This is a genomic window from Nocardia sp. NPDC059180 (assembly GCF_042754945.1).
In the GTDB taxonomy this organism is placed as follows: Bacteria; Actinomycetota; Actinomycetes; order Mycobacteriales; family Mycobacteriaceae; genus Nocardia.
In genome coordinates this window covers 13117-29791 of record NZ_JBHZBU010000005.1, presented here as the reverse complement: position 1 = coordinate 29791, position 16675 = coordinate 13117, and the positions used below count along the sequence as shown (strand labels likewise).

The window sequence follows — 16675 nt, the reverse complement described above, 5'->3', positions numbered from 1 at the left end:
GGGGTTGTGTCGTTGGCACTATGGCAGCCCCGCCCGACCGGCGACGCTGCACGAGTCACCAAGGCTACCCGCCGGTCGGACCGGCAAGCACTCGTCAGTCCAGACTCGACAGCGGATCGGCCCGGGACAAACCGGGATCCTCTGCCGCGAACGTACGCGCCGGACCCGGCCCCGTCGAGCGCGTCTCGAACCGCACCGTCACCCGCCCATGCCCCGCACCCTGCACCCAGCCGTGCCCGAAGTCCGGATGCCGCACGTCGGCCCCCGGTTGCCACGGAACGCGTTCCTGCTGGTGGAGGTCGTTGTCATGGGCGAGGGCACCGGCCGTCGACGCCTCGGCGACACCGGTCGACCCCGACCGAACCGGCGATCGGTGTGCGTCGGTCTCCCGCACCACGCCGCCCGCTGACGCCGCGAGCGGTTCGGCGGCGCGTTCGGCGCCCGGCGTTGCGGGATGCGCGGATTCGCCGCTCGGCAGCGCCGCGCCACCGACGCCGAGCTGCACCGTCTCGACCAACCGGCCAGGCAGCGCACCGACAGGCGACGCGGCGCCCTCGTCGGCAGTGGGCGAGGACCCCGTGCGGCTGTTGCGTTCGGCGGCCGTGGTGAAGACGGGCTCCTCGACAACCAGCGCATCGTCGCGAACGGCCGTTCCGAGCTCCGGCATCCGGTCCAGTTCCGGGAACAGCGATTCCTGGCGTACGTCCGACAGACCCGCGTAACCGACACCGACCAGGCGAATGGGGCCGAGTTCCTGCGGGTCGATCGCGGAGCGTTGCGCGGCGGCGGTGAGGGTGGCGAGGTCCTCGGTGGCATACGGCAGGGTGAAGGACCTGGTGACGATGCTCATATCGGACTTCTTGAGCTTGAGCACCACGGTGCGGGCGGCGCGACCGTCGCGGTCGAGGCGCCGATGCGCGGCCGCGGCCATGTCGCCGATTGCCGGGCGCAGCCGGTCCAGGGTGACGATGTCGTGTTCGAAGGTGGTTTCGGCGCTGATCTGTTTGGCCTCGGCCCGTTCGGCGACGGGCCGGTCGTCGATTCCGCGCGCCAGCCGGTGCAGCGCGGCCCCGATACTGGAGCCGAGGATCGATACCGCCTCCGCCTCCGGTAGCGCCGCGAACGCGCCGACGGTCTCGATGCCGAGCGAGCGCAGCTTGGCGTCGGCCACCGGGCCGATCCCCCACAGTTTGCGCACCGGCAGCGCGGCAAGCATCTGCTGTTGTTCGGCGGGCGAGACCACCCGGATGCCGTCGGGTTTGGCCAGTCCGGAGGCGATCTTGGCGAGCTGTTTGCCCGTGCCCGCGCCCACCGAGGCGACCAATCCGGTGCGTTCGCGCACCAGTGCCCGCAGCTCGGCACAGAATTCGTGCACTCGCGTCACCGAGGCGCCCGCCAGTTCCTCTGGCTCGCCGAACGCCTCGTCGAACGACAGCGTCTCCAGCACCGGGATGCGGTTGCGCAGCGCGTCGAACACCCGCCCGCTCACCACCCCGTACACCGCACCGCGCGGCGGCACGACCACCGCCCTCACCCCGACCAGCCGCCGGGCCTGATGCATCGGCATCGCCGACCGGGCCCCGTAGACCCGTGCCTCGTAGCTGGCTCCGGCAACAACGCCCCGTCCGCCGGTACCGCCGACGAGCACCGGCCTGCCGCGCAAGGTCGGTCGGGTGAGTTGTTCGCAGGAGGCGAAGAACGCGTCCATATCGATGTGCAATACCCACCGCCGGGAAGTGACCGCACCCGGATCGGCCGCAGGGCCGGTGGACGCGGCCGGATGCTGACCGCTCACCAGAGTTTCGCCGGCGGTTGGCTGGCCCCGGCGCGGCTTCCGCGCACCGGCCGTACGCCGACCTCGACGATCCGCGCGCGATCAGCGCACCTCGGGTCGACGTGCGCGATGGCGCTGCCGGTCCGGTCGAGCGCCGGCCCAGCGCCGATCAGGCCGGGACCCGGATGCGACGTACCGCGGTCGGTGACGGTCCCCGGACTGGCGTGCATGGCCCGGAATCTACGCGCGAGCACCGACAGATTGCGCGCATCAGGTGCATGACCCGGGGACGCCGGTCGGATGCCGGTCCGTCGCTGTGGATTGTCTGTGGATTCCCGCTCACCCCCGACTCCCACCGAAAGGCTCGTGACCAGCCCTGATTACCGCGGGCCCAACACCGGGGAACCGCCGATTCGGCCCGGGGATCGGACTCGTCGCGGGCCCGGATATGTGATGATCGGTCCATGATGATCCGCAAGGCTGTGATTCCCGCTGCCGGTATCGGTTCCCGCCTGCTACCGCTGACCAAGGCGATCCCCAAGGAGATGCTGCCGGTCGGCGACAAGCCGGTGATCGAGCACACCGTGCGTGAACTGGTCGCTTCCGGGATCACCGATATCACCATCGTGGTCAGCGGCGGCAAATCGCTCATCCAGGACCACTTCCGGCCCAATCCGGCGCTGGTGGCGCAGTTGCGCGCCGACGGGAAGACCGCCTACGCCGACGCGGTCGAGGAGGTGGGCGAGCTCTCGCGGGCCGGCCACATCACCTACCTGGACCAGCACGGCCCCTACGGCAACGGCACCCCGGTGCTCAACGCCGCCCGCGCGATGGGCGACGAGCCCATGCTGGTGCTGTGGCCCGACGACGTCTTCGTCGCCGACGTACCGCGCGCCCAGCAGCTGATCACCGCCTACGAGACCACCGGATGCCCGGTGCTGGCGCTGATGCCGATGGACCCGAACGAATCGCAACGCTACGGCGTGCCGATGGTGCACGAGGATCTCGACAACGGCCTGTTGCGCATTTCCGGGCTGATGGAGAAGCCCAAGCCGAAGGACGCGCCGTCGGCGTACGCGGCGATCGGCGGGTACGTGGTGACCCCCGGCATCATCGAGGAACTGCGCCAGCAGACCGAGCGCTGGTACACCCACCGCACCGGCGAGGTCTACCTCACCGACGCCATCAACTCCTTCGCCACCGCGCATGCCGTCTACGGGCAGGTCATCCAGGGCCGCTGGTACGACACCGGCAATCCCGCCGACTATCTGGTGGCCCAGTTCGCCTCGGCGCTGGCCCATCCCGACTACGGTCCGCGGCTGCGCCAGCTCGTCGACTGATCGCGCGCGTCACGGCATCGAGCACGGCCAGGGCCGCCGGGACCTACCCTGGCGACCCTGGCCGTCGGTGCGGTCAGAAGCGCCGGATGCTGTAGATCTCGAACTGACTCAGCGGGGCGAGCCCGACCGGGACGCCACGCCCGTAGGCGTTGAAGATCTGGCCGAATCCGGCGTAGATCCCGACATGTGAGGCGTCGGCGTTGAGGATCACCACATCGCCGGGCGACAGTGCGTACCGCGGAACGGTGGCACCCACCTCGGCCTGCTCCCAGGTGGTGCGCGGCAGCCGCACCCCGACCTGCCCGTATGCCCATTGGACCAGTGCCGAGCAGTCCCACGAATGGGGGCCCTCACTGCCCCATTCGTAGGGCTTGCCGGTTTGGGTGACGGCCGCCGCGAGCGCGCCGAGCCCGGCCGCGCTCGGCAGCGGTAGCGCGGCCGAACCGCTGGAACTGCCGGAACCGGAACCCGATCCGGAGCCCGACGACGACCCGGAGTCGCCGCTTCCGGAGGAGCTTCCGGTAGCGGGCGCAGCCACGGCGGGCCCGGCCAGCAGGGATGCCGCGAGGGCGGCGAAGCAGAAGCCGGTGATGATCCGGCGAAGTGGAGTTCTCGTCACGTGCTCGCCCTTCGGTCGGCCCGGCCGACGAGCCGCCCACCGGGACGCGTATCAGGTAGAACAATCCGTACCGATAGTCACTGCGGCACCAGTGGAATCATGTGCCCCAGCAGCAACAGCCCGATTGTGCCGCGCCGAAAATGCGCGCACCACAGGTTCAGCAAATACCCAGTGTGTGATTTGCATCACTATCCAGACGCGACGTGGTGCAGCTCGGGTGGTCGCCGACGCGACACACATACCGCCCGGCTGCTGCGCCGGCGATCCGGCGAGCTTCCGCACCCACACCGCCGCCGATGCGCCCACCCGATCTCGAAGGGGCCGTAGCCAGCAGAGACAACAGGCCCAGCCGTCGATATTTCAGGGCGCGAGCCGGTGTGGGCGGCGGAATGCACCCACCGCCCCACCGGGCTCGCTCAGGCCTTGGCGACCGAAGCGCGGACTCCGCCGACCAAATCGGCCGCGCCGGCACCCGCGGCGCCGAAGGTCAGCTCGGTAGCCAGGATTTCGCCTGCGATCAGATCACGATGGGTCTGCGCCCAGTCCTGCCGGTCGGCAGGCACCTCGAGCACCACCGTGATCCGGTCGGAGACCTCGAGCCCGAGCGACTTGCGGGTCTCCTGCAGATCGCGGATCAGGTCGCGCGCCCAGCCCTCGGCCTCCAGCTCCTCGGTGACCACCGAGTTCAGCACGACCAGGCCGGCATTGCCGGGCAGGGCCGCGGTGGACTCCGGTTCGGCCGCCACCAGGCGCTGGGTGTACTCCTCGGGCAGCAGTTCGATCCCGGCCGCGCTCACCACGCCGTCGGCATTCTCCGACCACTCACCGGCCTTGACCGCCTTGATCACCGTCTGCACGTCCTTGCCGAGACGTGGGCCCGCGGCGCGCGCGTTGACGACCAGCTCGAACCGCCCGTGCACGGCGACGTCGGTGGTCAGATCCACCTTCTTGACGTTCACTTCGTCGGCGATGATGTCGGCGTAGGGCGCCAGCCGCTCGGCGTCACCGGCGGCGATGGTCACCTCCGCCAACGGCAACCGCACCCGCAGGTTCTGGGCCTTGCGCAGGCCCAGCACCGTCGAGCACACCGTGCGCGCCTCGTCCATCGCCTCGACCAGCTCCGGATCGTGCGGCAGCTCGTCGCCTGCGGGCCAATCGGTCAGATGCACCGAACGACCACCGGTCAGCCCACGCCAGATCACCTCGGAGATCAACGGCAGCAGCGGAGCCGCCAGCCTGCTGGTCACCTCCAGCACCGTGTGCAGGGTGTCGACGGCATCGCGATCCTCTTCCCAGAACCGCGACCGCGACCGGCGCACGTACCAGTTGGTCAGCGCGTCGGCGAAGGTGCGCAGCTCATCGCAGGCACCCGCGATGTCGTAGACCTCGAGCGCCTCGGTGACCGCGTCCCTGGTCGCGGCGAGCTTGGCCAGGATGTAGCGATCGAGCACATGCGCCGAATCCGTGCGCCACACACCCGGTTTCGAGGCGTAGAGCTGCAGGAACGTCCACGCGTTCCACAGCGGGCGCAGTGCATGGCTCACGCCCTCGCGGATGCCGCGCTCGGTGACGATGAGGTTGCCGCCGCGCAGGATCGGCGAGCTCATCAGGAACCAGCGCATCGCATCGGAGCCGTCGCGGTCGAACACCTCCTTCACGTCCGGGTAGTTGCCCTTGGACTTGCTCATCTTCAGCCCGTCGTCACCGAGCACGATGCCGTGCGCGGCAACGGTTTTGAACGCCGGGCTGTCGAACAGCGCCGTGGACAGAACGTGCAGCGTGTAGAACCAGCCGCGGGTCTGGCCGTTGTACTCGACGATGAAGTCGCCAGGGAAGTGGCTGTCGAACCAGCCCTTGTTCTCGAACGGGTAGTGCACCTGCGCGTAGGGCATCGAGCCCGACTCGAACCAGCAGTCGAGCACCTCCGGCACCCGGCGCATGGTGGACTTGCCGGTCGGATCGTCCGGGTTCGGGCGGGTGAGCTCATCGATCATCGGGCGGTGCAGATCGGTGGGTCGCACCCCGAAGTCACGTTCGAGTTCGTCGAGCGAACCGTAGACGTCCAGGCGCGGATAGGCCGGATCGTCGGAGACCCACACCGGGATCGGACTGCCCCAGTACCGGTTCCGGCTGATGTTCCAGTCGCGCGCACCTTCGAGCCACTTGCCGAACTGGCCGTCGCGGATATGCTCGGGCACCCAGGTGATCTGCTTGTTCAGCTCGACCATCCGGTCACGGAACTGGGTGACCGCCACGAACCAGGACGGCACCGCCATGTAGATCAGCGGCTGACCCGAGCGCCAGCTGTGCGGGTAGGAGTGCTCGATGGTCTCGTGCCGCAGCAGCTTTCCGGCCGCCTTGAGGTCCTTGATGATCACCGGGTTGGCGTCGAAGACCATCAGGCCCTCGTACGGCGGCACCATCGAGGTGAACTTGCCGCCCGGATCCAGTGGCTGCACGATCTGGATGCCGTTGGCCGAGGCGACGTCCATGTCCTCCTCACCGAACGCGGGCGCCAGATGCACCACGCCGGTACCGGAGTCGGTGGTGACGTAGTCGGCCGCGAGCACTCGGTGCGCGTTCGGGTGGCCGACGAAGAAGTCGAACGGCGGCTCGTAGGACAGCCCGACCAGCGCGGCGCCGTCGTACTCGGCGAGCACCTCCGGCTCCTCGCCGAACTCGCGGGTGTAGTGCGAAACCCGTTCGGCGGCGAGCAGATAGCGCTTGCCGTCGGCCACCCGCAGATGCACGTACCGCACGTCGGGGTGCACCGCGACCGCCAGGTTCGACGGCAGCGTCCACGGCGTCGTGGTCCAGATCAGGGCATTGGCGCCGTCGAGGTCGTGCAGCGGATGCTCGGCCGGCACGCGCAGCACCATGTCCACAGTGACCGCCGGGTCCTGGCGCATCTTGTAGGCGTCGTCGAGGCGGGTCTCCTGGTTCGACAGCGGGGTCTGCTCGTACCAGCTGTAGGGCAGCACCCGGAAACCCTGGTAGATCAGGCCCTTGTCGTACAGCGACTTGAACGCCCACATGACCGACTCCATGAAGTCGAGATCGAGGGTCTTGTAGTCGTTGTCGAAGTCGACCCAGCGGGCCTGGCGGGTGACATAGTCGCGCCATTCCCCGGTATACCGAAGTACAGATGTTTTACACGCGGCATTGAATTCCGCGAGCCCCATAGCGTCGATCTGTGATTTGTCCGTGATACCGAGCTGCTTTTCCGCTTCGATTTCCGCGGGAAGTCCATGGCAGTCCCAGCCGAATCGCCGATCGACGCGCTTACCGCGCATCGTCTGGAAACGCGGGACCAGATCCTTCACATATCCGGTGAGCAAATGACCGTAATGTGGCAGACCGTTGGCAAACGGCGGGCCGTCGTAGAAGACGAACTCCTCGTCGCCCGAAGCGCCTGCCTGCGCACGGTTGTCGATGCTGGCGCGGAAGGTGTCGTCGGCGGCCCAGACGTCGAGCACGGCGCGTTCCAGGTCCGGGAAGGACGCACCAGGACCGGCGCCGAGGTCGACGAGGGGATATGCGCTGCTACTGGAAGTCTCGTCCGCCATCGCGGTGCGTCTCCTCGTGCCCGTGCGCCGTAGCGCAGTCTCCTCGGCACGGGGACGACTCCGGCGCCCGATGCGCCGCAACCGCGGTACCACCCCGCTTGTCCTGGCGTCCCTACCGGCGCCGGACCTCTCGTCACGAGCTGTGACGGGCTCTCCCGTTCGGTTCTAATGAGCGCGCCATGACCCCTACCGGGGGTGTACACACCGTTCTTCCGAAGACTCCCCGGTGATGGCCGGATCGACGCCGTATTCATGTTTGATTCTAACCAGTTCGGTCAAACCAGTATTTCGGATGCCGCAATGAGGCGGCCGCACGAACCGGCAAATGCTCAGCGCTTGGCATGCCTGCCCTGTGGCGGCAGGTCGTCACCTTCGGGTTTGCGCATCGACAGCGCGCTCACCAGCAACAACACAGCACCGACCACACACACCACGATGCAGCCCCACGCCCAGACCACCGAACCGGTGGTCAGTGCTGCTACCAGCAGGGCGAAGCCGATCGCGGCGAGGACAAGCGTCAAGACGAGCATGGTGACCCCCAGGGGATGCCAGGCGGCCCGACTGCGTCTGGGGTGTGGCTATTTGCCACCCTTGGCGAACGACGCGGGCGCGAGGTTGTTCGATGCGGTGTCGAAGGCCTCGCCGCCGTCGACAGGCACCGCGGAACCGCGGTTCTCCAGCTCCTCGAGCTGCGATTCCAGGTAGGACTTCAGCCGCACGCGGTATTCGCGCTCGAAGGTCTTGAGCTGCTCGATCCGGCTCTCCAGCACGCTGCGCTGCTGGGTGATGGTCGCCATGATCTCGGTGTGCTTGCGCTCGGCGTCGGCCTGCAGGGCGTCGGCCTTCTCCTTGGCCTGACGCAGCTGGTTGTCCGAGCGAGTCTGCGCGTCCGACAGCATCGCGTCCGACTTCTGGCGGGCGTCGGCGATCATCGCCTCGGACCGGGTCCGGGCATCGCCGACGAGTCGCTCGGAATTTGCCCGGGCATTCGACAGCAAACTCTCGGACTCGCTCTTGGCGTCGCTGGTGAGGCGGTCGGCCATCTCCTGGGCGAGGCTGAGGACCTTGGCAGCCTGCAGGTTCGAGTCCGCGCCCGCGGGATCCTTGGCAGCCGGCGCGGGCGCAGCAATCGGTGCCGGCGGCGCCACTGGCACCGGCGGTTTCACCGGTTCCGGCGGAGGTGCCTGCTGGACCGGCTGTTTCGCGGTGGCAACCGCCGCGCTACCGCGATTCTTCTTCGCATCGGCCAGCTCGGAATCGAGCTCGGCAACCCGCTGGCGCAGATCGGCGTTCTCCTCGATCAGGCGCGAAAGCTCCTGCTCCACGAGATCCAGGAAGGCGTCTACTTCGTCCTCGTTGTAGCCGCGCTTCCCGATCGGCGGTTTGCTGAACGCGACGTTGTGCACATCGGCGGGGGTCAGCGGCATGGAAGGATCCCTTCACGCGTCTTTTGGAGATCTAGCAGATCTGGCGAGCTGTGTCCTCGGCCCATTCTGTCACACCGGGGCTACCGGCTGCCCGAGCCTGCTCACGATCGACATCAGGATGAAGACGATGAATAGCAGGACCATTATCGACAGATCGAGCCGAATTCCCCCCAATGACACCGGTGGGATCAACCGCCTCAGGAGTTTCACCGGAGGGTCGGTGATCGTGAAGATCACCTCCAGGATGATGACCACGATGCCACTGGGGCGCCAGTCACGGGCAAAGCTACGGATGAACTCGACGATCACCCGGCTGATCAGCAACAGCCAGAAGATGAACAGCACGAAGTACAGCACCGCGAACAAGGCCACGACCTCACTCTGCCGCAAAATCGGCGTCGCGCAAAATGACCGCGCCGCGCGGTTCGACCCACATCCGACTCTCCCCCCGGTTCATGGTCCTATTTCTGGTTGTAGAAGCCTGTTTCGGCGATACGGCGGCGTTCTTCGGCCGATACGTCGACATCGGCGGGTGAGAGCAGGAACACCTTGGTCGCCACCTTGTCGAACGAGCCACGCAGCGCGAATGCCAGGCCTGCGGCGAAGTCGACCAGCCGTTTCGCATCGGCATTGCTCAGATCGACCAGGTCCATGATCACCGGGTTGCCCTCACGGAACCGCTCGCCGATGATCCGGGCCTCGCTGTAGTCACGCGGGCGCAGCGTCGTGATCTTGGACAAGGGACCTCCGTCCTCGAAGATCGCAGGACGGCGGGCGGCGACAGGATCGGGACGCATCCGCTCTTCCAGTCGCCGTTCCTCGGCCTCGGGGTCGACGGCGAGCGCGCCGCGGGTGGCACCACGCATCATCGGTGCGCCGCCGCCCGCGCGGAACCGGCCCGCACCCGCCGCGGCGTCGATGCGCGTGGGGCGGCGCGGCGCCTCGTAGCGATCCTCGCCGTAGCTCTCGGGCGTGTAGTCGTCGCGGCGCGCGGCCGGGTAGCCGGCCTGGTACGGCGACTTGTAGGCCGGTTCTTCGAACTCGGCGTCGTCGTAGCGATCGTCGGCGTAGCGGTCGGCGCCGTAGCCGGGACGGTCGGAGTACTCACGGGGACGCCGCGAGCCACGCTCGTCCATGGGCCGAGGGCCACGATCGTCGACGTAGTCGTCTTCGTAATCCTCGAGCGGAACCATGCCGAAGTAGGCCTTGAACTTGTGCAGAGTACTCATCATTCCACCTCGCTGACCCTGGCTCCGGGCACGACCACAGCGGTCTGTATCCCTCGATGGCTCATCGCCTCCCCCTTGCTGATGCTCGGCTCCGCCGTGACCACGATGGTGGCGGTGTGTATCGCTCGCTCACTTCGCTCGCTCATCCTGGTCGACCTTCCTTCGGCCCCGGTGACGCACCGGGTGTTGAAGTCTTGCTCAGCCCCTCGTCGGTCCCAGCATATGTGTCGAATGTGACTGATGAGGTTTCTTTGCTACGCCGAGGTTATCGGTCGAGCGCCCATGAGGGCGGTACCGACACGCACACACGTGGATCCGTGTCCGATCGCCGATTCCAGATCTCCCGACATTCCGGCGGACAATTCCGACGCGCCGGGGTGAGCTCCGGTCAGCTCGGCGTGTACGGCTGCCAGACGCGCGAAGGCCGCGTCCGGTTCGGCCGTCAGCGGCGGCACCGCCATCAGGCCGGACAGCCGCAATGCGGGCGCCTGCGCGATCTGATCGGCAAGTGCCGCAACAGCATCCGGAGCAACTCCGCCGCGCGCCGGGTCCTCGTCCAGGCTCACCTGGATGAGGACCTCCAGCACGCTGGTGCGCTCCCCCGCGTCCAGCGCGGCGGCGGCCCCGGCGTCAAGGGCCGTTGCCAGTCGTTCGCTGTCCACCGAGTGCACCGCGTGCGCCCACCGCGCCACGGCCTTGGCCTTGTTGCGTTGCAGCCGACCGATCATGTGCCAGCGGACATCTGGGTGCGAGGTGAGTTCGGACACCTTCGCGGCGGCTTCCTGCTCACGTGATTCACCGAACTCGCGACGGCCGAGGCTATAGAGGATCTCCACGTCCGCGGCGGGGAAGAATTTGGTGACCGGAAGCAGTCGCACCGTCGCCGGATCACGACCGGCCGCGGCGCAGGCGACATCGATGCGGTCGAGTAGTCCGGCCAGATTGGTGGCCAGTTCGGTGGTGCGGCGGTCGAGGGTCTGAGCAGTGCTCATCGGGCTCACGCGTGCGGTTCCCCTTCCTCCATCCAGATCACCCCGCCGAGCCGGCCGGTCGGCGCGCCTCGGCGGTGGCTGAACAATGTCTTGTCCTCGATCGTGCAGCGCGGGTCGACGGCGACGGCGCCGACGCCCGCGGTGGTGAGTTGACGGCGCAGCCCGGCCCGCAGGTCGAGTCCGGGTGTGCCGCGCTCGGTGGTGGTGGCACTGCCGGGAAGGTGCCGTTCCACATCGGCGCGCATCTCGGCAGGCACCTCGTACTGACGCCCGCTCGCCGCCGGCCCGAGGAAGGCGCCGATGCGGTCGATGCGGGCACCGACCGACACCATGGCGTCGAGGACGCGGGGCACGATGCCGATCCGGGCACCGATACGTCCGGCGTGCACCGCGGCGATGACCCCGGCCTCGTCATCGGAGAGCAGGATCGGCACACAGTCGGCGGTGACCACCACCAGCGCCAATCCCGGAACTGTGGTGACCAGTGCGTCGGTCGCGGGTACCGGTTCCTCGCGCGGCCCGTCGACGATCTCGACGGTGCGGCCGTGGATCTGTTCCATCCAGACCAGCCGCTGCGGCGGCAGGCCGATGGTCTCGGCCAGGCGCTCACGATTGCGGCGCACAGCCTCCGGATCGTCACCGACGTGGTCGCCGAGATTGAACGAGTCGTAGGGTGCGGCGGAGAACCCTCCGGCCCGCGTCGTCACCACCCGCCGGACAGTGCGAACCGATACCGATGTCATGCCGACGAGCTTAATCGGCATGAGCTCACACCCTGCTCAGCGCAGGGTGCCGGATGTGGTCAGCGCCGCATGAACGACGGGACGTCGACATCGTCGTCGTCATCGTCGCCGGTGTCGGGCGGCGGGGTGTGCGAGCGGCTGGTGTGCGTCGCGATCGGATCGGCTGCCGGGCGCGGCCGTTCGACATCGCGGTAGCTGGGCGCCGGGCCCCGGCTCACACTGCTCGAGGACGCGGTGGAGGTGGTCTCGGCCGGTCGCGCGCTCACCTCGCTGCCACGGCTCTGCCCGATCTCACCGGCCCGGCCCGCGCCGATGGTGCCGCGGGTGGTCGCCGCATCGAAGGTGCGCCTGGCCGGTCCGCCGCCGTCGAAGCCCGCCGCGATGACGGTGACGCGCACTTCATCGCCGAGCGAATCGTCGATGACGGTACCGAAGATGATGTTGGCCTCGATGTGGGCGGCTTCCTGCACCAGCGAGGCCGCCTCGTTGATCTCGAACAGACCCAGATCGGATCCGCCCGCGATCGAGAGCAGCACGCCGTGCGCGCCGTCCATCGATGCTTCCAGCAGCGGCGAGTTGATCGCCGCTTCGGCCGCCTTCACCGATCGGCCTTCGCCGCGCGAGGATCCGATACCCATGAGCGCGCTGCCCGCACCGGACATGACGCTCTTGACGTCGGCGAAGTCGACGTTGATCAGACCCGGGGTGGTGATCAGGTCGGTAATGCCCTGAACACCGTTGAGCAGCACCTCGTCGGCGGAGCGGAAGGCGTCCATCAGGCTCACCGCCGCGTCGCCCAGCTGCAGCAGCCGGTCGTTCGGGATGACGATCAAGGTGTCGCAGGATTCGCGCAGCATATTGATGCCGACCTCGGCCTGGTTGCCTCGCCGCTTGCCCTCGAAGGAGAACGGGCGGGTGACCACACCGATGGTCAGCGCGCCGAGCTTGCGCGCGATGCTTGCGACGACCGGTGCACCACCGGTGCCGGTGCCGCCGCCCTCGCCCGCGGTGACGAAGACCATGTCGGCACCCTTGAGCACCTCTTCGATCTCGTCCTTGTGATCCTCGGCAGCCTTGCGGCCGACCTCGGGATCGGCGCCGGCGCCGAGGCCGCGGGTGAGTTCACGACCGACGTCGAGCTTGACGTCGGCATCACTCATCAGCAGCGCCTGGGCGTCGGTGTTGACCGCGATGAACTCGACTCCCTTGAGTCCCTGTTCGATCATCCGGTTGACGGCGTTCACGCCGCCGCCGCCGATACCGACGACCTTGATCACTGCAAGGTAGTTGTGCGGGGGCGTCATGGGCTCTCGCCTTCCTTAGATCCAAAGCCTGTCGTTTTCGGATACTCGGCACCGAGCCGCGGCGGCCGGGGCGTGTCTCCCAGCGGTGCGCGATTCGAGCAAACCCTAAACCTCAACCATAGGGTTGGCGTAATGTCAAGTATCCGACTGGTGCCGAACGCTATTCGCAGCCGACGCGATCCGCGCGCAGGCGCGCCGAGACGAGAATCAGAATCTTGTGTGATCCCGCTCGTGCCGACACGCCCGACGTCGTATCGTGGTCGGTTGCCCCCCGGCGGGAATCCCGTTACCGGGATGCCTCCGGAATCTTCACCGAAAACTCGCCGGACACAAGTGGTATCGCGTCGAGTTCGATGCTCGTAGATCATTTTACCGTCACCAGGTTCGGGCTCGATACGTCGAACACCGTTCCGGGACGGGTCAGCAGCGGCTGTACCACCGCCACCTTGCGATCGGCGTCGTCCGCCCCGCCCCACAGTACCGTGCGGCCATCGCGCAGGCGCAGCGAAATATCCGAAATCGACCGCACCGCAACCTCGCCCACCTGCGAACTCAGCATCGGTGGCAGCGCGGTCATCACGGCGACCGCGGCCTGGGTGGATGGGTCGGCACCGCCGGGGTGTTCGGCCTTCAGTTCCGGCACCCCGATGGGCGGCGGCTCGATCGCGTACTCGACGCTCTCGGCGTCCAGCAGATGCGCGCCCCGTTCGCTGGTATAGAACAGCACCGGCGTGCGCTCGGTGACCGTCACCCGCACCGTCGACGGGAACGAGCGCTGCACCCGCACCGAGCTCACTTTCGGAATGCCCGCCACCCGCGCGGCCATCGCGGCGGTATCGATGCGCAGCATCGACTGACCGTCCGGAATCTCGAGTAGCTCCCGCACCCGGTCCTCCGGCACCGCGGACAAGCCATCGATCTCTACTGTGCGCACCGACAGCAGCGGCGTGAACCACGCCGCCACGAACAGCGTGACGAGCAGACACACCGCGGGCAATCCCCACAGCCGGATCCGGCGCCATCGACGCGCACCGAACAGCTCGGCCCCGGATCGCACCCGCGATCACCGCCCGAACTGCGGACGTGCGCGTAGCCCGTCGAGAATCTGGGTGCCGAGCATGGTCACATCGCCCGCACCCATGGTGATGATCACGTCGCCCGGCAGCGCCAGACCGGCCACCTGCCGTCCCACCCGGGACATATCGGGCTGGTAGTGCACCGGTTTGGTGACCGATTGAGCCACCAGTGCGCCGTTGACGCCGGGCAGCGGCTCCTCACGCGCACCGTAGACGTCGAGCACCACCACTTCGTCGGCCAGGCCGAGCGCGGCGCCGAACTCACCGGCGAACGTGGCCGTGCGACTGTAGAGGTGCGGCTGGAACACCACGATCACCCGGCCGCGGCGCGACCGCGCGCCGTCGGCGGCTTCCTGTTCGACCAGAGCCGCCGCCGCGCCGAGTACCGCACGCACCTCGGTCGGATGGTGGGCGTAGTCGTCGAAGACCCGAACGCCGTTCTCCCGGCCGACGAACTGGAACCGGCGGTGCACACCGCCGAATCCCTCCAGACCCTGGATGATCTCGTCGATATCGGCGCCCGCGGCTCGTGCGGCCAGCAGCGCGGCCAACGCGTTGAGCGCCATATGCCTGCCCGGCACCGCCAGCCGCAGGGTGCGTGGCGCGGCCTCGCCCTCGAGCTGGAATTGCGCCAGCCCGCCGACATCACGCGGCTCCCAGCTGTGCAACCGCACGCCGACCGGCACCGGGGCGTCGCTGAGATCGCCGGAGCCGTAGCCGAGTACCCGGATGCCCTTGTCGGCCAGCCGGTCGCCGATACGGCCGGCCAGCGCCAGCGAACCCGCATCGTCCAGACACACCACCAGCAGCCCGCCGGGGGCGAGGCGGTCGGCGAAATCGTCGAAGACCTGGGTGTAGGCCTCGTCGGAGCCGAAGTAATCCAGATGGTCGGATTCGATATTGGTGACCACGGCGACGTCGGGGTCGTATTGCAGCAGCGAACCGTCGCTCTCGTCGGCCTCGGCGACGAAGATGTCACCGCTGCCGTGGTGCGCGTTGGTGCCCGCCTCGTTGAGCTCGCCGCCGACGGCGAAGGACGGGTCGACCCCACAGTGCTGCAACGCCACGATCAGCATCGAGGTGGTGGAGGTCTTGCCGTGGGTCCCCGAGACCAGCAGCGTGCGATGTCCGCTCATCAGCGAGGCGAGCACGGCCGGGCGCAACAGCACCGGTATATCGCGCCGATTCGCTTCGACCAGTTCGGGATTGGTTTTGGGGATCGCCGCGTAGGTGGTGACGACAACGGTCGGGCCGCCGGGCAGCAGGTCGAGTGCGCTGGCGTCGTGGCCGATCCGCACCTGAGCGCCGCGGGCACGCAACGCGAGCACGCCGCGGCTCTCCTTGGCGTCGGATCCGGACACCGCACCACCGCGCGAGAGCAGGATCCGCGCGATCCCGGACATGCCCGCACCACCGATGCCGACCATGTGCACCCGCTCGAGCGAGGGCGGCAGCGCCGATCGCGCGTCGATGCTCGGGTCCCCGGTCATCGGCCCGCCACCCGCAGGGCGATGCGGGCAACCTCGTCGGCGGCGTCACGGTGCCCGGCGCCTGCGGCGGCGCGGCCCATCTCGGTCAGCCGTGCGGGGTCCAGGAGCAGGGGAATCACCTCATCGATCACGTAGGTCGGCGTCAGCGCGGAGTCGGCCACAATTCTGCCACCACCGGCGGCGACGACGGGCCGGGCGTTGAGCTCCTGCTCACCGTTGCCGTGTGGCAGCGGCACGTACACCGCGGGCAGCCCGACCGCGGACACCTCCGCGACCGTCATCGCGCCGGAGCGGCAGACCACCGCGTCGGCGGCGGCGTAAGCCAGATCCATCCGGGAAAGATACGGCACCGCGACATAGGGCGCCGACGGTGTGCCCGGCGGCAGGTCGAGGGTGTTCTTGGGGCCGTGTGCGTGCAGCACCGAGACACCGGCCGTGGCCAGTTCCTTCGCCGCACCCGAGACCGCGTCGTTGAGGGTGCGTGCACCCTGGGAGCCGCCGAATACCAGCAGCACCGGGCCGTCGGTGGGCAAGCCGAAGTGTTCGCGGGCCTGCGCGCGCAGCGCGGCTCGGTCGAGGGAGGTGATGGCCGCGCGGACCGGGATACCGATGACCTCGGCGCCCGCCAGCCCGGAATCCGGCACCGCGGCCAGCACCCGCGAGGCCACCCGCGCGCCGACCTTGTTCGCGATACCGGCCTTGGCGTTGGCCTCGTGCACGACCACCGGCACCGACCGACGGCGCCGCAGCGCACCGCGACCGGCGGCCAGGTAGGCCGGTAGTGCGACGTAGCCTCCGAAACCGATGATCACGTCGGCGTCGACCGCGTCGATCACGGCGCGGGCCTTGGCCACCGAGGCCCGCACCCGTCCGGGCAGGCGCAGCAGATCGGCGCTGGGCTTGCGTGGCAGCGGGACCGGTGGGATCAGTTCCAGCGGATAGCCACGGTCGGGGACCAGCGTGGTCTCGAGCCCTCGCTCGGTGCCGAGCGCGGTCACCCTGATCGACGGGTCGAGGCGACGCAGGGCATCGGCGACGGCCATGGCCGGTTCGATATGTCCCGCGGTGCCACCGCCCGCCACGATCACCGAGAGTGCCGATCCCTTCGCGCCCGC

Annotated in this window: 16 protein-coding genes; 1 reads left to right on the top strand and 15 read right to left on the bottom strand. The window is 68.4% G+C overall.

Going from position 1 to position 16675, the window contains the following annotated elements:
* Positions 1 to 94: 94 nt before the first annotated feature.
* Both ACFXNW_RS17335 and ACFXNW_RS17330 read right to left on the bottom strand, forming a co-directional pair.
* On the bottom strand, positions 95 to 1795 hold the full coding sequence (locus ACFXNW_RS17335; protein WP_379418704.1) for a DNA polymerase IV: 1701 nt from the start codon (positions 1793 to 1795) through the stop codon (positions 95 to 97).
* Positions 1792 to 2004 carry a hypothetical protein gene (locus ACFXNW_RS17330; protein WP_379418703.1) on the bottom strand — a complete coding sequence of 71 codons (213 nt, stop codon included), beginning with the start codon at positions 2002 to 2004 and terminating at the stop codon, positions 1792 to 1794. The genes ACFXNW_RS17335 and ACFXNW_RS17330 overlap by 4 nt, the downstream gene beginning before the upstream one ends.
* Before the next feature lie 234 nt (positions 2005 to 2238).
* On the opposite strand from ACFXNW_RS17330, the gene ACFXNW_RS17325 reads away from it, so the two are divergent.
* Positions 2239 to 3114: a UTP--glucose-1-phosphate uridylyltransferase gene (locus ACFXNW_RS17325; RefSeq protein ID WP_379418702.1), complete on the top strand. Its 876-nt coding sequence runs from the start codon at positions 2239 to 2241 to the stop codon at positions 3112 to 3114.
* A gap of 73 nt (positions 3115 to 3187) precedes the next feature.
* Here ACFXNW_RS17325 and ACFXNW_RS17320 read toward each other — a convergent pair whose 3' ends face one another.
* The 13 genes from ACFXNW_RS17320 to ACFXNW_RS17260 form a co-directional block, all read right to left on the bottom strand.
* Entirely contained in the window at positions 3188 to 3733 is a 546-nt protein-coding gene (locus ACFXNW_RS17320; RefSeq protein WP_379418701.1) for a C40 family peptidase, read from the bottom strand.
* Between the two features lie 416 nt (positions 3734 to 4149).
* Positions 4150 to 7299, bottom strand: a complete 3150-nt coding sequence (ileS, locus tag ACFXNW_RS17315) for an isoleucine--tRNA ligase (RefSeq protein WP_379418700.1) — start codon at positions 7297 to 7299, stop codon at positions 4150 to 4152.
* A gap of 329 nt (positions 7300 to 7628) precedes the next feature.
* Positions 7629 to 7829 carry a hypothetical protein gene (locus ACFXNW_RS17310; protein ID WP_379418699.1) on the bottom strand — a complete coding sequence of 67 codons (201 nt, stop codon included), beginning with the start codon at positions 7827 to 7829 and terminating at the stop codon, positions 7629 to 7631.
* Between the two features lie 48 nt (positions 7830 to 7877).
* The gene (locus ACFXNW_RS17305) at positions 7878 to 8726 is read right to left on the bottom strand and encodes a DivIVA domain-containing protein (RefSeq protein WP_379418698.1); all 849 of its coding nucleotides are present in this window, start codon (positions 8724 to 8726) and stop codon (positions 7878 to 7880) included.
* A gap of 69 nt (positions 8727 to 8795) precedes the next feature.
* Positions 8796 to 9098 (bottom strand): YggT family protein, encoded by a 303-nt coding sequence (locus ACFXNW_RS17300; RefSeq protein ID WP_163825257.1) that lies wholly within the window; start codon positions 9096 to 9098, stop codon positions 8796 to 8798.
* 89 nt (positions 9099 to 9187) lie between these two features.
* Positions 9188 to 9955 (bottom strand): cell division protein SepF, encoded by a 768-nt coding sequence (locus ACFXNW_RS17295; protein ID WP_379418697.1) that lies wholly within the window; start codon positions 9953 to 9955, stop codon positions 9188 to 9190.
* Positions 9955 to 10101, bottom strand: coding sequence for a hypothetical protein (locus ACFXNW_RS17290; protein WP_379418696.1), 147 nt, complete (start codon positions 10099 to 10101; stop codon positions 9955 to 9957). Before ACFXNW_RS17290 ends, ACFXNW_RS17295 begins: the two co-directional genes overlap by 1 nt.
* Before the next feature lie 108 nt (positions 10102 to 10209).
* Positions 10210 to 10947, bottom strand: a complete 738-nt coding sequence (locus ACFXNW_RS17285) for a YggS family pyridoxal phosphate-dependent enzyme (protein WP_379418695.1) — start codon at positions 10945 to 10947, stop codon at positions 10210 to 10212.
* 5 nt (positions 10948 to 10952) lie between these two features.
* On the bottom strand, positions 10953 to 11690 hold the full coding sequence (pgeF, locus tag ACFXNW_RS17280) for a peptidoglycan editing factor PgeF (protein WP_379418694.1): 738 nt from the start codon (positions 11688 to 11690) through the stop codon (positions 10953 to 10955).
* A gap of 59 nt (positions 11691 to 11749) precedes the next feature.
* Positions 11750 to 12994, bottom strand: coding sequence for a cell division protein FtsZ (gene ftsZ / locus ACFXNW_RS17275; protein WP_379418693.1), 1245 nt, complete (start codon positions 12992 to 12994; stop codon positions 11750 to 11752).
* Between the two features lie 364 nt (positions 12995 to 13358).
* Complete coding sequence (locus tag ACFXNW_RS17270) at positions 13359 to 14051, bottom strand: cell division protein FtsQ/DivIB (RefSeq protein WP_379418692.1); 693 nt, start codon at positions 14049 to 14051, stop codon at positions 13359 to 13361.
* 6 nt (positions 14052 to 14057) lie between these two features.
* Positions 14058 to 15560 (bottom strand): UDP-N-acetylmuramate--L-alanine ligase, encoded by a 1503-nt coding sequence (gene murC, locus ACFXNW_RS17265; protein WP_379418691.1) that lies wholly within the window; start codon positions 15558 to 15560, stop codon positions 14058 to 14060.
* Positions 15557 to 16603 (bottom strand): glycosyltransferase, encoded by a 1047-nt coding sequence (locus ACFXNW_RS17260; RefSeq protein ID WP_379419077.1) that lies wholly within the window; start codon positions 16601 to 16603, stop codon positions 15557 to 15559. Before ACFXNW_RS17260 ends, murC begins: the two co-directional genes overlap by 4 nt.
* Positions 16604 to 16675: the final 72 nt, after the last annotated feature.